The organism is Bifidobacterium sp. ESL0763 (genome assembly GCF_029433395.1).
In the GTDB taxonomy this organism is placed as follows: domain Bacteria; phylum Actinomycetota; class Actinomycetes; order Actinomycetales; family Bifidobacteriaceae; genus Bifidobacterium.
On sequence record NZ_JAQTHW010000002.1, the window covers coordinates 893,179 to 908,239 of the forward strand.

The 15,061-nt window shown below is 64.4% G+C and carries 10 protein-coding genes; 4 read left to right on the forward strand and 6 right to left on the reverse strand.

Translation table 11 applies throughout. From position 1 onward, the window contains the following. Positions 1–6: 6 nt before the first annotated feature. A complete protein-coding gene (locus PT282_RS04530) occupies positions 7–1,179 on the reverse strand; it encodes an ArgE/DapE family deacylase (protein ID WP_277168365.1) in 1,173 nt (390 codons plus the stop codon). A gap of 192 nt (positions 1,180–1,371) precedes the next feature. Between PT282_RS04530 and PT282_RS04535 the strand changes: the two genes are divergently transcribed. Then, positions 1,372–1,716, forward strand: a complete 345-nt coding sequence (locus PT282_RS04535; protein WP_277168366.1) for a hypothetical protein — start codon at positions 1,372–1,374, stop codon at positions 1,714–1,716. Between the two features lie 39 nt (positions 1,717–1,755). Here PT282_RS04535 and PT282_RS04540 read toward each other — a convergent pair whose 3' ends face one another. From PT282_RS04540 to guaA, 3 genes are all read right to left on the reverse strand, one after another. Then, entirely contained in the window at positions 1,756–2,964 is a 1,209-nt protein-coding gene (locus tag PT282_RS04540; RefSeq protein ID WP_277168367.1) for an MFS transporter, read from the reverse strand. A gap of 220 nt (positions 2,965–3,184) precedes the next feature. Further along, positions 3,185–3,664 carry a GNAT family N-acetyltransferase gene (locus PT282_RS04545; RefSeq protein ID WP_277168368.1) on the reverse strand — a complete coding sequence of 160 codons (480 nt, stop codon included), beginning with the start codon at positions 3,662–3,664 and terminating at the stop codon, positions 3,185–3,187. A gap of 327 nt (positions 3,665–3,991) precedes the next feature. Further along, on the reverse strand, positions 3,992–5,554 hold the full coding sequence (guaA, locus tag PT282_RS04550; RefSeq protein ID WP_277168369.1) for a glutamine-hydrolyzing GMP synthase: 1,563 nt from the start codon (positions 5,552–5,554) through the stop codon (positions 3,992–3,994). A gap of 453 nt (positions 5,555–6,007) precedes the next feature. Here guaA and PT282_RS04555 point away from each other — a divergent pair, with 453 nt between their 5' ends. The 3 genes from PT282_RS04555 (at position 6,008) to PT282_RS04565 (ending at position 12,088) form a co-directional block, all read left to right on the forward strand. Then, positions 6,008–8,488, forward strand: a complete 2,481-nt coding sequence (locus tag PT282_RS04555) for a phosphoketolase (RefSeq protein ID WP_277168370.1) — start codon at positions 6,008–6,010, stop codon at positions 8,486–8,488. A 185-nt stretch (positions 8,489–8,673) separates the two neighbouring features. Next, a complete protein-coding gene (pta, locus tag PT282_RS04560; protein WP_277168371.1) occupies positions 8,674–10,353 on the forward strand; it encodes a phosphate acetyltransferase in 1,680 nt (559 codons plus the stop codon). Between the two features lie 505 nt (positions 10,354–10,858). After that, complete coding sequence (locus PT282_RS04565; protein WP_277168372.1) at positions 10,859–12,088, forward strand: acetate/propionate family kinase; 1,230 nt, start codon at positions 10,859–10,861, stop codon at positions 12,086–12,088. A 209-nt stretch (positions 12,089–12,297) separates the two neighbouring features. Here PT282_RS04565 and aroA read toward each other — a convergent pair whose 3' ends face one another. After that, the gene (gene aroA / locus PT282_RS04570) at positions 12,298–13,749 is read right to left on the reverse strand and encodes a 3-phosphoshikimate 1-carboxyvinyltransferase (protein WP_277168373.1); all 1,452 of its coding nucleotides are present in this window, start codon (positions 13,747–13,749) and stop codon (positions 12,298–12,300) included. A 61-nt stretch (positions 13,750–13,810) separates the two neighbouring features. Further along, positions 13,811–14,998: a hypothetical protein gene (locus PT282_RS04575; protein ID WP_277168374.1), complete on the reverse strand. Its 1,188-nt coding sequence runs from the start codon at positions 14,996–14,998 to the stop codon at positions 13,811–13,813. Positions 14,999–15,061 lie beyond the last annotated feature (63 nt).

The following is a 15,061-nucleotide window of genomic DNA, read 5'->3' on the forward strand; positions in this document are numbered from 1 at the left end:
CACCGCTTACTTCCCGATGCCCATGTATTCGTCGATGATCTCGTCGTAGATGCCGAGGAAGTCGAGGAACATCGACTTCGGCAGACTCTCGTTGACGCAGTGCATGGTGTCGTTGCCCGGTCCGAACATCACGTAGGCCGTGTCCTTGGGGCTGTCGAGCAGCAGCACGCTGCCGTCGGTGCCGCCGGAGACGCCGAACACCGGGATCTCGGCGGCCTTGCCCTGAGCCTTCAGGTGCCGCTCCCCCACGGACTTGACGATGTTGAGGAGCCTGGCGTCCTTGGGGCCGATGGCGGGGACGATGTCCATGCCGACGGTGTAGGAGACGGTGGCCTTGTGGCTGGCGTTGAACCTGGCCACCTCGTCGTCGAGAATCGCGAGGATCGCCTTGTTGTCGAACTCTGGGATGATGCGCATGTTGATCTCGGCGCTGGCCGATTCGGGGATGGCGTTGACCTGCTGGCCGCCGCGGATGACGTCGATGTTGAAGACGGTCTCGCCCAGGTCGGGATTGCTCTTGCCCTCGGCCGCGCCCTTGATGCGCTGGGAGATGGTGCCGAGGAACTCGAGCAGGTGCTCAACGGCGTTGATGCCGGCGGCCGGCGTGGAGCTGTGCGCGGCCTTGCCCTTCATCGCGATGTTGAGGTTGAGCTCGCCCTTGGTGGCGTAGACGATGTTGTAGCCGGAAGGCTCGCCCACCAGCAGCGCCTCGACGCCCTTCATGTAGCCCTGGGCCTGCAGCGCGGTGGCGCCGGGCATGCCGACCTCCTCGCCGGCGGTGGCCAGGAAGCGCACGGTGCCGTGCATCTGCCCCTCGTGCTTCTTCAGGTTGACCATGGCCGCGACCATCGCCGCCAAGCCGGCCTTCATGTCGGTGACGCCGCGGCCGTAGAGCATGTCGCCTTCCTCGACCAAGGAGAACGGGTCGCGCTCCCAGCCATCCTGCTGGGCGGAGACGGTGTCCATGTGGCCGGTGATGCCGAGCACCGGCTCGCCGTGGCCGACCTCGGCGACCAGGTTGGCTCGCTTCGGGTCCTCGTCGAGCGTCAGCACCTTGCTGTCGATGCCTGCGGCGTCGAAGATCGACTTGATCTCGTCGGCGACGATCTTCTCGTTGCCGTTCTCGGTGTGCATCCCGACGAACCTGCGCAGCAGGTCCATGGCCTCGTTCTCGTTCATGGCATGTCCTTTCGAAAAATGCGAATCCGTCACTCCATTAAACCACTTGCCGAGTTCACGCGTCGCAAAAGCGCACCCTGGCCCACGGACCTTGACGCATGGAAACGCGACGATGACGGCGACACCCCCGCCTCCCGACGGAGAGGTGTACACTGTGGTTTTGCATTTTCGCCACTTCGTCAAGGAGACAACATGGAAATCGGATCGCTTGCGGAATGGGCCACGGCGGTGGCGGAGACCGCCGCGGTGCTGGTGGCGCTCTTCCTGCCCTATCTGGAACGCCGTCGGGAGAACCGCAGGAACTCGCGCAATCTCAAAATCATGCTGCGCGGCATCATCCAGAGGGCGTTGCAGCAAGGCGACCCGCATTCGCTCGAGACGTTCCTCAACCTGTCGACGTTGACGGACGCCGGCGAACGGGACAAGGAGACCCTTGACGTCGCCCGCCAGATACTGGAGCTGTTCCGATCGCAGGACATGGACGAGCGGCAACGCCGCACGGAGATCGAGGCACTGCTCGACGGCATCCGCCCCTAGCCGCGCAGGCCAGGCGCCGCATCGGCCTTCCGCGTTGCCCTATTCGTAGATGTCGCGGCGGCGGATGACGACGATTCCCGCGGCGAACATCAGCGCGACGACGACGAGCACCAGCACGATGATGGGCGTCCAGGAGTGCAGCACGCCATTGAGGGCGCCGAGCGCCACCGGGCCGACCGCCGCGAGCAGGTAGCCGCCGGACTGGGCCATGCCGGAAAGCCGGGCGGTGTCGGCGGCGTTCGAGGTGCGCTTCTGGAAGAAGATCACGCAGATGCTGAAGGCCGCGGCCGAGGCCATGCCCATCAGGGCGGAGGCCACCACGTTGAGCGGCAGGTTCGCGCCCGGCACGAGGATGCCCAGCACCCCCAAGGCGAATCCCCCGCCGACGATGACGTTGATGATGGTCAGCCCGTGCCTGCGTTCGGCAATCATCGGCACGGTGAGCGTCAGCGGCATGCCGGTCAGCTGGAATATCGTGGCGAGGTTACCCGCGGCCACCGTGCTGAAGCCGGCCTCCTGCCATATCGAGGGCAGCCAGGTGAGCAGGGAGTAATAGAGCATCGACTGCATGCCGAAGTAGGCCAGGATCACCCAGGCCAGCGGCGAGCGCCACGGCGTCCTGTCGACCATCGGGCGGCTCTGTTCGGCAGTGGGGACGCCGGCCGGCGACGAGGCGCCGGAGCGCCGGCGCAGCATCCAGATGGCGAGCCATGCCACCAGCGCGATGGGGCCCATCAGCGAGAAGAGCGACATGCAGGACTTGATGCCGACCTTGGCGGCCACGACGCCCGAGGCGGCGGTGCCGAGCGAGGCGACGATCACCTGGGCCATGGTGTAGAGCGTGGTCATGGCCGCGATGTGGTCCGGGAAGCGGTCCTTGATGACCGCGGGCAGCAGCACGTTGCCTCCCGCGATGCCGATGCCCAGCACGGCGGTGCCGACCATCAGCGCCCACGGCGAGGGGATGACGCGCAGGTAGCTGCCGACGCTCAGGATGGCCAGCGAGGCGACCAGCACCTTCACGCTGCCGTGCCTGGCGCCGAACTTGCCCATCAGCGGCGAGGCGAGCGCGAATCCCAGCAACGGGATGGTGGTCAGCAGGCCGGCCAGTGAGGTGGGCAGGCCGATCTCGGCCTTCAGGTCGGTGAGCAGCGGCGGCATCATGGTGATCGGCATACGCAGGTTCGCGCCGGCCAGTATCAATCCCATCACGACCAGCCATGCGTTCCTACTCGTATGCTCGCTCACTATTCATCCTCCTAAGCCACTTGCTCATATTCGGCAGCAACCATCGTCTCCCGCCCTGACCGGCGGGGACCATTGCCGCATTGCCATTGTTGATACGTATTCCATTGAGGAACGGACGTTGATTCCACGATTACGGGCCCCAAAACCATAATCCTCAATGCTCAACCGTAACCGACCCGCCGACAGACTTGCTCCCGGTCATCGGCCGACGCCCACATGTCTATTGCGCGAGTTCCTTCAGCGTATCGCCGGCCAGCCGGTACGTCGTCCAGTCGGACATCTGCTCGGCACCCAGCGACAGGTAGAAATCGATGCTCGGCTTGTTCCAGTCCAGGCACCACCATTCCAAGCGCCCGCATTTGCGCTCGACGGCGGTCCTCGCCAGCTGTTTCAATATGGCCTTTCCGTAACCGTGACCCCGGTATTCCGGCGAGACGTACAGGTCCTCCAGATAGAGACCGGCTCTGCCCAGGAACGTCGAGAAGTTATGGAAGAACAGCGCGAAGCCGATCTCCCTGCCGTCTAGGCAGGCGAAGATGACCTCCGCCTTCTGCTTGTCGAACAGCCACTCCTCGAGGGTGGCTTCGTCGGCCACGACCTCGTCCAGCATCTTCTCGTAATCGGCGAGCTCCTTGATGAATTTCAGAATCAGCGCGACGTCTTCTCGCTTGGCATACCTGAATTTCAGTTCGTTGTCCATGCTTCGCTTTCCTTCCCTGGTAGGAATCCTTCATGCTGGCCATCACCCGTTGTGAGCGATTCCGGCAATGTCTCATATTGTCGAACGCACGAATATATCACCGATCAGTCGGATCAAGTCGACGATATTCCAGATTCTCCATCGGAATCGGCAAACGGGAAACGGAATATCGCATCCGTTCGGCATTCATGCTCCTCACCGGAGCCATGCCAATCCGCAACCTATATCGGTGGCGGATTGCGACGATGCCGCCGACAAAACGCAAAGAAAAGGTGCCGTATCCATTTCGATACGCGGATACGGCACCGTCAGGTCAGCGGGCCGGGCTCACTCCCACTCGATGGTGGCCGGCGGCTTGGAGGTGCAGTCGAGCACCACACGGTTGATGCCGCGGCACTCGTTGGTGATGCGCGTGGAGATCGTGGCCAGCACGTCGTAGGGCAGGCGGTACCAGTCGGCGGTCATCGCGTCGTCCGAGGAGATCGGACGCAGCACGATCGGCGAGCCATAGGTGCGCTCGTCGCCCTGCACGCCCACGGAATGGACGTTGGCCAGCAGCACCACCGGGCACTGCCAGATGTCGCGGTCGAGGCCGGCCTTGCTCATCTCCTCGCGGGCGATGGCGTCGGCCTCGCGCAGCAGGTCGAGGCGTTCCTTGGTGATCTCGCCGATGATGCGGATGCCCAGGCCCGGGCCGGGGAACGGCTGGCGCCAGACCATGGATTCGGGCAGGCCGAGCTTGGTGCCGATGGCGCGCACCTCGTCCTTGAACAGGCTGCGCAGCGGCTCGATGAGCTTGAACTTGACGTCGTCGGGCAGGCCGCCGACGTTATGGTGCGACTTGATGTTGGCCGTGCCGTCGCCGCCGCCGGACTCCACGACGTCCGGGTAGAGCGTGCCTTGCACGAGGAACTTGACTTCCTTGCCGCGCGCGCCGGCCTCCTCGAGGACCCGCTTCTGGGCCGCCTCGAAGGTGCGGATGAACTTCTCGCCGATGATCTTGCGCTTGCGCTCCGGCTCGGTGACGCCCTTCAGCGCGGTGAGGAACTCCTCGGAGGCGTCCACCTCGATGAGCCTGATGCCCGTGGCCTCGACGAAGTCGTGGCGCACCTGCTCGGCCTCGCCCTTGCGCAGCATGCCATGGTCGACGAACACGCAGGTGAGCTGGTCGCCGATGGCCTTGTGCACCAGGGTGGCCGCGACGGCGGAGTCCACGCCGCCGGAGAGCCCGCAGATGACCTCGGCGTCGCCGACCTCCTCGCGGATTTTCTTCACCTGCGTGTCGATGATGTTGTCGGCGTCCCAGTCGCTGGGCAGGCCGGCGCACTGGTGCAGGAACGTGGTGAAGAGGTCCTGGCCCAGCGGGGTGTGCCTCACCTCCGGATGCCACTGCACGCCGTAGAGCTTGCGCGACTCGTCCTGCATGGCGGCGACGGGGGCGCCCTGGGTGTGCGCGAGCACCTCGAAGCCCTCGGGGGCCTTCTCGACGGCGACCCCGTGGCTCATCCACGTGCTCTGGTCGTCGGGCGAGCCGGCGAGCACGCCCTTGGCGTCGTCGATCACGGCCTCGGTCTTGCCGTATTCGCCCAGCGCGGCCTTGTCGACCTTGCCCCCGAGCTCGTTGGCCATGACCTGGAAGCCATAGCAGATGCCCAGCACCGGCACCCCGGCGTCGAAGATGCTCTTGTCGATGTCCGGCGCTCCGGGCTCATAGACCGAGGCGGGGCCGCCGGAGAGGATGATGGCCTTCGGATCCTTGGCGAGCATCTGCGAAACCGGCATGGAATGGGGCACCAATTCCGAATAGACATGCGCCTCGCGCACGCGCCTGGCGATAAGCTGCGCGTACTGCGCACCGAAGTCAACGACGAGGACTGGTCCTTTTGCCATGATTCTCCCAACCGGTTTCGAGTTTGCGATGGATACATCGTATATTAAGGGCACTCCCTATTTTCGCGGCCCAAGGCGACAAAGCGCCGCCAAGAGCGTACACCCCCGAAAACCACAGAAAGAAACATCGCAAAAAACAACACGCCGCGTGTGTTTTCTGTGAATCGAACATACCTAAGCCCCGGAATAGCAGTGTTTTTGGCTTCATTTCAACGTTTGTCACGTTCGTTTCTCCGTGCGGAAAACGAACATTTCCTTGTGCTTTTCCTCTGTTTTCTAACATTTCCATAACAATTGGCGACACAGAAGCAAAAAAACGGCCAAAAGTCAGGCAGAGCACGTAAAGTGGGCCTCGATTGGGCGCAGACCCAAGCAGCAGCGACATAGCAACGGTTTGCGCCTGAAAAAGAATAATCAATTGCACACCATGTGTGCAGGAGTACAGGAGCATATATGACCAGTCCTGTTATTGGCACCCCGTGGAAGAAGCTCGGCAAGCCGGTCTCGCAAGAGGCCCTCGAAGGAGTCGACAAGTACTGGAGGACCGCGAACTACCTCTCCATCGGCCAGATCTATCTGCGCGACAACCCCCTGATGAAGGAACCCTTCACCCGCAAGGACGTCAAGTACCGCCTCGTGGGCCACTGGGGCACCACTCCGGGCCTGAACTTCCTCTTCGGCCACATCAACCGCCTCATCGCCGACCACCAGCAGAACACCGTGTTCATCATGGGCCCGGGCCACGGCGGCCCTGCGGGCGTCGCCCAGTCCTACATCGACGGCACCTACACCGAGTATTATCCGAAGATCACCAAGGATGAGGCCGGACTGCAGAAGTTCTTCCGCCAGTTCTCCTATCCGGGCGGCATCCCCTCCCACTTCGCCCCGGAGACCCCGGGCTCGATGCACGAGGGCGGCGAGCTGGGCTACGCGCTGAGCCACGCCTACGGTGCCATCATGAACAACCCGAGCCTGCTCGTGGCGGCCGTGGTCGGCGACGGCGAGGCCGAGACCGGCCCGCTGGCCACCAGCTGGCAGTCGAACAAGCTCGTCAACCCGCGCACCGACGGCATCGTGCTGCCGATCCTGCACTTGAACGGCTACAAGATCGCCAACCCCTCCATCCTCTCCCGCATCCCCGATGAGGAGCTGCACGAGTTCTTCGAGGGCATGGGCTACGAGCCCTACGAGTTCGTCGCCGGCTTCGACGACGAGGACCACATGTCCATCCACCGCCGCTTCGCCGACCTGCTCGAAGAGGTCTTCGACAAGATCTGCGACATCAAGGCCAAGGCCCAGACCGACGACATGGACCGCCCCACCTACCCGATGATCATCTTCCGCACGCCGAAGGGCTGGACCTGCCCGAAGTACATCGACGGCCAGAAGACCGAGGGTTCCTGGCGCGCCCACCAGGTGCCGCTGGCCAGCGCCCGCGACACCGAGGCCCACTTCCAGGTCCTCAAGGGCTGGATGGAGTCCTACAAGCCGGAGGAGCTCTTCGACGAGAAGGGCGCCATCAAGCCGGAGGTCACCGCGTTCATGCCCAAGGGCGAACTGCGCATCGGCCAGAACCCGAACGCCAACGGCGGCCGCATCCGCGAGGACCTCAAGCTGCCCGTGCTCGACGACTACGAGATCAAGCAGGTCAAGGAGTTCGGCCACGGCTGGGGCCAGCTCGAGGCCACCCGCCAGCTGGGCAACTACACCCGTGACGTCATCAAGATGAACCCGGATTCCTTCCGCATCTTCGGACCCGACGAGACCGCGTCCAACCGCCTGCAGGCCGCCTATGAGGTCACCGACAAGCAGTGGGACAACGGCTATCTCTCCGGCCAGACCGACGAGCACCTGGGCGTTACCGGCCAGGTCATCGAGATGCTCTCCGAGCACCAGATGGAAGGCTTCCTGGAGGGCTACGTGCTCACGGGCCGCCACGGCATCTGGAGCACCTACGAGTCCTTCGGCCACGTCATCGACTCCATGCTCAACCAGCATGCCAAGTGGCTCGAGGCCACCGTGCGCCACATCCCGTGGCGCAAGCCCGTCGCCTCGATCAACATGCTGATCTCCTCTCACGTCTGGCGCCAGGACCACAACGGCTTCTCGCACCAGGACCCGGGCGTGAGCTCCGTGCTGCTGAACAAGACGTTCAACAACGACCACGTGGTGGCCGAGTACTTCCCCGCCGACGCCAACATGCTGCTGGCCGTCGCCGAGAAGGCCTTCAAGTCCACCAACAAGATCAACGCCATCTTCGCCGGCAAGCAGCCCGCCGCCACCTGGGTGACCCTCGACGAGGCCCGTGCCGAGCTCGAGAAGGGCGCCGCCGAGTGGAAGTGGGCCTCCACCGCCAAGGACAACGACGAGGCGCAGATCGTGCTCGCGTGCGTCGGCGACGTGCCGACCCTCGAGATCATGGCCGCCAGCGAGAAGCTCCGGGAGTTCGGCATCAAGTTCAAGGTGGTCAACGTCGTCGACACCCTGAAGCTGCAGAGCCCCAAGGAGAACGACGAGGCCCTGAGCGACGAGGAGTTCACCGATCTCTTCACCGCCGACAAGCCGGTCCTCTTCGCGTACCATTCCTACGCGCACGACATCCACGCCATCATCTACGACCGTCCGAACCACGACAACTTCAACGTTCACGGCTACAAGGAGCAGGGTTCCACCACGACTCCCTACGACATGGTGCGTGTCAACGACATGGACCGCTACGAGCTCACCGCCGAGGTGCTGCGCACGGTCGACGCCAAGAAGTACGCCCACGAGATCGACAAGCTGGAGCAGTTCCGCAAGGACGCCTTCGACTTCGCCGTCGAGAAGGGCTTCGACCACCCCGACTACACCGGGTTCGTCTACTCCGACGTGAAGAACCAGGACAGGGAGGCCGCCGCCAAGGCCGCCATGAGCACCGGCAGCGACAACGAGTGAGCGCAGTGACGCTCGCCTAGGCCTCGCAGCCTGACACCCAGCCAGAAGGGCATCGGATTTCGGTCCGGTGCCCTTCTGCGTTGCCGACGCGAACTGTCGCCTACGTCACACCTGCGCCTAAGATGGAAGCGATCGATATCGTGTAGATCACATGATCGTGCGCAAACGCACAAAGGAGTTGCATCGTGACAAACGAAGTCATCTATATCGCCAGTCCGGAAGGCGGCAACGGCCGCAACGTGGTCGCCTACGGCGTGATCAGGGCCCTGGCCGCCAAGGGCAAGACCGCCCTGTTCCGCCCGGTGGCCTGCAGGAAGGAGACGCTCAGCGCCGAACTGCTCAAGGCCGCCAACGCCGGCCAGAGCGTCGAGCAGGTGCGGGGTGTGTGCCCCAAGTGCGCCCGCAAGGACAAGGGCGCCGCGCGCGGTGACATCGTCGCCGCCTACGCCGCCGAGCTCGAGCGCACCGATCCGGACACCATGGTCATCGTGGGACGCGACGGCTCGAAGGTCTTCGACCCCGAAGGCTTCGGCTTCGACGCCGACGTGGCCGCCGACCTCAAGGCCAAGACCTTCCTCGCCATCTGCACCATCCCGCGCGACGGCGAGCAGGTGAAGGCCACCGTCGAGGCCTGCACCGCCAGCGTGGAGAAGGCCGGCGGCAAGGTGGCGGGCGTGTTCGTCACCGGCTGCACCGACGAGAAGGCCGCCGACGCCAGGAAGGCGTTGGAAGGCTCCTCCGTCCCGGTGTGGACCATCCCGGCCACCGACTTCCCCGGTGAGGGCGCCGACGCCGCAGAAAAGGCCGCGAAGGCCTTCGACGACAACGCCCCCGCGGCCCAGGTCGTCGAGGCCGCCGGCACGAGCTTCGATGCCCCGACCACCCCGTACGCCTTCCAGAACGGTCTGCTGGCCAGCGCCAAGGCCCACAAGAAGACCATCGTGCTGCCCGAAGGCAGCGAGGACCGCATCATCAAGGCGGCCGACTACCTGCTCTCCCGCGACATCGTCGATCTAATCATCGTCGGCGACAGGGACGCCATCCTCGAGCGCGGCAAGGAGCTCGGCCTGGATTCGCTTTCCAAGGCCAGCTACCAGCCGATGGACGATGAGGAGGTCCTCAAGCCCATGGTCGCCAAGCTCTGCGAGCTGCGCGCCAAGAAGGGCATGACCGAGGAGCAGGCCCGCAAGCAGCTGACCGACCCGAGCTACTTCGGCACCATGCTCGTCGTGCTCGGCAAGGCCGACGGCCTGGTCTCCGGCTCCATCAACTCCACCGCCAACACGGTGCGTCCGGCACTGCAGGTCATCAAGACCAAGCCCGGCGCCTCGCTGGTCTCCGGCGCGTTCCTGATGTGCTTCAAGGACCACGTGGCCGTCTTCGCCGACTGCGCCATCAACCTCAATCCGAACGCCGAGCAGCTGGCCGACATCGCCGTCCAGTCCGCGCAGACCGCGCGTGCCTTCGGCGTCGACCCCAAGGTGGGCATGCTCTGCTACTCCACCCTAGGTTCCGGCAAGGGCCCGGACGTCGACCTGGTCGAGGAGGCCACCAAGCTCGTGCACGAGAAGGCCCCGGATCTGCCGGCCGTTGGCTCCATCCAGTTCGACGCCGCCTGGTCGCCCACCGTGGCCGCCACCAAGGCCAAGGGCAACGACGTCGCCGGACACGTCAACGTGTTCGTCTTCCCGTCGCTGGCCGCAGGCAACATCGCCTACAAGGCCGTGCAGCGTACCTCCGGCGCCGTCGCCATCGGCCCGGTGCTCCAGGGCCTGAACAAGCCGGTCAACGATCTCTCGCGCGGTGCCCTGGTCGAGGACATCATCAACACGGTCGCCCTCACCGCGGTGGAGGCGCAGCAGTAGTCGTCCCTCTCCCCTTCCAACCACCTAGGATTACTTTGGATTCCAACCAATTTGGATGGTTGGTCGTTGGAGGCTGCAATAACCCTTCACGGGACGCTCCGGGCCGCTCGGCCGAGTCTTATACCCGAGAAAGGTTATTACAGCCTCCAACTCATGTCTGAGAGGATACTTTCGTATTGACTCTTCCAAAATGCAAGATCTCATTGATTAGTTGAGGTCCGGAATCGACTTTCTGCGGCATACAATATGGCCGAACAAAATCTAACGATTTCGCCTTCGCGCGTGTGGACGCGCTCACTTCGCCTACAGATAGTCCACACGACTATCTGCTCAACGGCTCAGCCCGGAGCAGCCACGGAAAGGCCATTCTAGAGTCCAACGACTCAACGTCGTCAGATAAAAGCTATGTAAAGCCACTTCTTTGTAAGCTCACGTGAGTAAACTGGACGTTTGGTAGCCGTGGCGAAACCCACGGATCGATTTATCTATTTGGAGGATGCGAACAATGGCGAAAACCGTCCTTGTCATCAATTCAGGTTCCAGCTCGATCAAGTACCAGCTGGTGGATCTCGAAACCGGTGGGGCCCTTGCGAGCGGCCTGGTGGAGAAGATCGGCGAGCCCATCGATGGCCACTACAAGCACGAGTACAACGGCGAGAAGCACGAGCTCGACGAGCCCATCAAGACGCATGCCGACGGCCTGAAGCGCGTCCTCGGCTTCTTCGAGGAGTACGGCCCGAATCTGAAGGAATCCGGCATCGTCGCCGTCGGCCACCGTGTGGTGCAGGGCGGCTCCGTCTTCCCGAAGCCCGCGCTGGTCACCGACAAGACCATCCAGCAGGTCAAGGACCTCGCCGTGCTCGCGCCGCTGCACAACGGCCCCGAGGCCACCGGCGCCGAAGTGATGGAGCAGCTGCTGCCCGACGTGCCGCAGGTCTTCGTCTTCGACTCCTCCTTCTTCTTCCAGCTGCCCAAGGAAGCCAGCACCTACGCCCTCAACAAGGAGGTCGCCGAGAAGTACAAGATCCGCCGCTATGGCGCGCACGGCACCAGCCACGAGTACATCGGCTCCGTGGTGCCCGGCGTGGTCGGAAAGCCCGCCGAGGGCCTCAAGCAGATCGTGCTGCACATCGGCAACGGCGCCTCCGCCTCCGCGCAGATCTCCGGGCGTCCCGTCGACACCTCCATGGGCCTGACCCCGCTCGAGGGCCTGATGATGGGCAGCCGCACCGGCGACATCGACCCGGCCGTGGTCTTCCACCTGATCCGCAACGCGCACATGGACGTCGACCAGCTCGACACCCTCTTCAACAAGCAGTCGGGCATGATGGGCATGACCGGCTTCGGCGACATGCGCGAGGTCGACCGCCTGATCAAGGAAGGCAACGAGGACGCCATCACCGCCATGGGCGTCTACATCCACCGCATCGTCGGCTACATCGGCAACTACGCCGCGCAGATGGGCGGCGTGGACGTGATCACCTTCACCGCCGGCGTCGGCGAGAACGACGACCAGGTGCGCGCACGCGTGTGCAAGAAGCTCGAGCCCTTCGGCGTGAAGCTCGACGAGGCGAAGAACGCCGAGCACTCCAAGGAGCCGCGCGTCATCTCCACGCCCGACAGCTCCGTGATCATCGCCGTCATCCCCACCAACGAGGAGCTGGCGATCGCCCACAAGGCCGACAAGATCGCCACCGAAGGCAAGGACACCTACGGCAACGTCTTCAGCAAGTGAGCCGACGCCGATTGGCCGGCTGTTTCGTCGCTGATTCCTTCGATGACGACACGGGCCGGCCTTGAGGCACGGTAGGAAAACTCAAGGGCCTGTCCCACACGGTATCGATTCGCGTGGGACAGGCCCTTTCGTATTCGTTGCGACCTTCAAACCGTCAAAGGCGACGAATCGCACTGACCGGTCACCTCAAAGCATGGTCGGGTGTAGCCTCAGCCGAGCATGGCATGCCACATGCCGGGGAAATCGGGTATGGTCTTGCGCGTGGTGGCGATGTCGCGCACCTTCACGCCATCGACGGCCAGCCCGATCATGGCGCCGAAGGTGGCCATGCGGTGGTCGGCGTAGCTCTCCATCACCGCGCCGTGCAGCCGGTCGGCCGGCACCGGGGTGATGAGCAGTCCGTCAGGCAGTTCCTCGGCCTGCGCGCCGATGCGCGTGATCTCGGTGACCAGAGCTGCCAGCCTGTTGGTCTCGTGGCCACGCAGATGGCCGATGCCCTCGAGCCGGGAGGGCGAATCCGCGAGCGTGGCCAGGGCGGCGATGCTCGGGGTGATCTCGCCTGCGGCGGACAGGTCGTACTCCCCCAGCCCATGGATCTGCCCGTCCATCGACACGCCCAGCGTGGCGTTGCGCGGCACGTCGCCGCCATTCGCGGCCGAAGCCATGGCCTCGTCGTAGGGACGTCCGCCGTAGGTGACGTGGGCGCCCATATGCTGCAGGATGCCCGGCAGCAGGCCTCCAGGCTGGGTGGTGGCGGCGGGCCAGTTGGGCACGTCCACCTCTCCCCCGGCGATCATGGCGGCGCCCAGGAACGGCGCGGCGTTCGACAGGTCGGGTTCGACGACCACGCCGTCGGGAAGCCTCAGATCACGGTGCTCCACCGTCCAATGGGCGGTCTCGGGCATCGTCGCCTGCCCGCCGGCGGCGTTCACGTCGGCCATGGTCATGCGGATGTGCGGCATGCTCGGCACCTTCTCGCCCTGGTGGCGCAGGTCGAGCCCGTGCGGCAGGCGCGAGCCGATGAGCAGCAGCCCGGAGACGAACTGCGAGGACGCGGAGGAATCGATGGCCACTTGCGCGGCCGACGCCGAGGCCCCGGCATGCCAATCGGGAGGCGTGAGCGTGAAGGGCAGGAATCCCTTCTTGCCCTCGTAGTCGATGCGCGCGCCGAGCTGGGTCAGACCGTCGAGCAGCGGGTGCATGGGCCTGGCGTAGGCCTGCTCGTCGCCGTCGAAGCGGACCGGGCCGTCGGCGAACATCGCCAGCCCGGGCACAAAGCGCATCACCGTGCCGGCCAGCCCGCAGTAGACGCCGGTGGCGCCCTTGAAGACGCCGGACTTCGGCGGGGTGACCGTCACGCGCGTGCCGTCGGCGGCATCGTAGGTGACGCCGACGCTCAGCGCCCTCAACGCATCGGCCATCAGGTCGGTGTCGCGGGAGCGCAGCAGCTCGGAGATCGTGACGGGGCCGGAGCCGAGCGCGGCGAGGATGAGGTAGCGGTTGGAAAGCGACTTGCTGCCCGGCACCGTCACCGAGGCATGCAAAGGCGCCAACGCCCGCGGTGCCGGCCACGGGTTTTCCGCGGTGGCTGACTGCGATGGCGTTGACGCCTGATTGGATTCGTTCGAGGAGGCCGGAGCCGGGGTTACTACGCTGTTCATAGCAACAATTCTAGGGGAACTCCCCTACACTCGCCGGCCCTCGTCCACGTCCGAACCGGGGCTAGAGCACGGAGCCGCGCTTGGCCCGGGCGCCCTTGTCGACGACGCTCTTGAGCTTGTCGAGCTTGCTGGTCGGGTCGATGTTGGAGACGTCCTTGGTGATGGCCTCCTGCAGGGTCGTGGCGCTGTCCATCGGCACCTCGACGGCGTTGAACTGGTCGACGAGGCCGTTGACCTGGTCGATCTGCGCGTTGGAGCTGAAGGTGTCGGGGTCGCCCAGGGCCTCCATCTGCTTGAGGATGTCGTTCTTCTTGTTGACGTAGTCCTGCATGCTGCCCAGGAAGTCGGCGACCGGCTTGTTCGGCACCTTGCCCACGGACTGGAGCTTGGCGGTGCAGCCGGCGATGAACGTGTCGTATTCCTTGTAGAAGCTGCTGCCGACGGTGTCGCTCTCCACGTTGTTGGTGCAGGCCTGCTTGACCTCCGACATGCCCTGCATCGACTTGATGAGGTCGCCCATGTAGGCGTTGAAGCTGTCGGCCTTCGGGGCGTAGGCCTCGTAGGCGGCCTTGACGTCCGGATCCTTCATGACCTTGAGATTCTTGAAGTCCTTGTTGGCCTGCTCGTTCTTCTTCATGCTGCTCTTGAACTGCGAGAGCTCGGACTTGCTGATGCCGTCGGTGCTGGCGCCGTAGGAGGCGGTGACGAAGTCGGCGGTCATGGAGGTGAAGGTGTGCGACATCTCGTTGACGTCCGACTGGGCCGCGCGGTAATCCTTCTCCTTGGGCCCGCCGATGACGCCGGCTACGTCGAGGCCGAGCACCACAGCCACCACGACCACGATGGCGACGACGACGGTGACGACGATCTTGGCGTTCTTGCTCATGCCCTTCTTCTGCTCGACGGGCATGCCCGGCTGCATCGGCTGGCCGTCGGGGCCGACCGCCATGCCTTCGGGCTGGTAGCCGGGCTGGGCGCCCTGCATGGACTGGCCATCATAGGGCATCTGGCCTTGGGCGGGCATCTGGCCCTGGGCAGGCATCTGTCCGTCCATCTGCGGCTGCTGGTCGGCACCGGGGAATCCGGCTTGCTGGCCGTCGAAGGCACCCTGGCCCTGCGGCGCGGGGGCTCCTGCCATGCCATCGTTGGCGGGCATCGGCGCCTGGCCCATGTCCGGCTGCCCCTGGGGCATTGGCTGGTCGCCGTTCATCGGCGCGCCGCCGCCTTGCATATCGCGCTGGTCTGTCATCTGATCTCCCTTGCTATCGATGTCGTCCCGTCTGAAGGACAAAGACATAACAGTGTATAATGA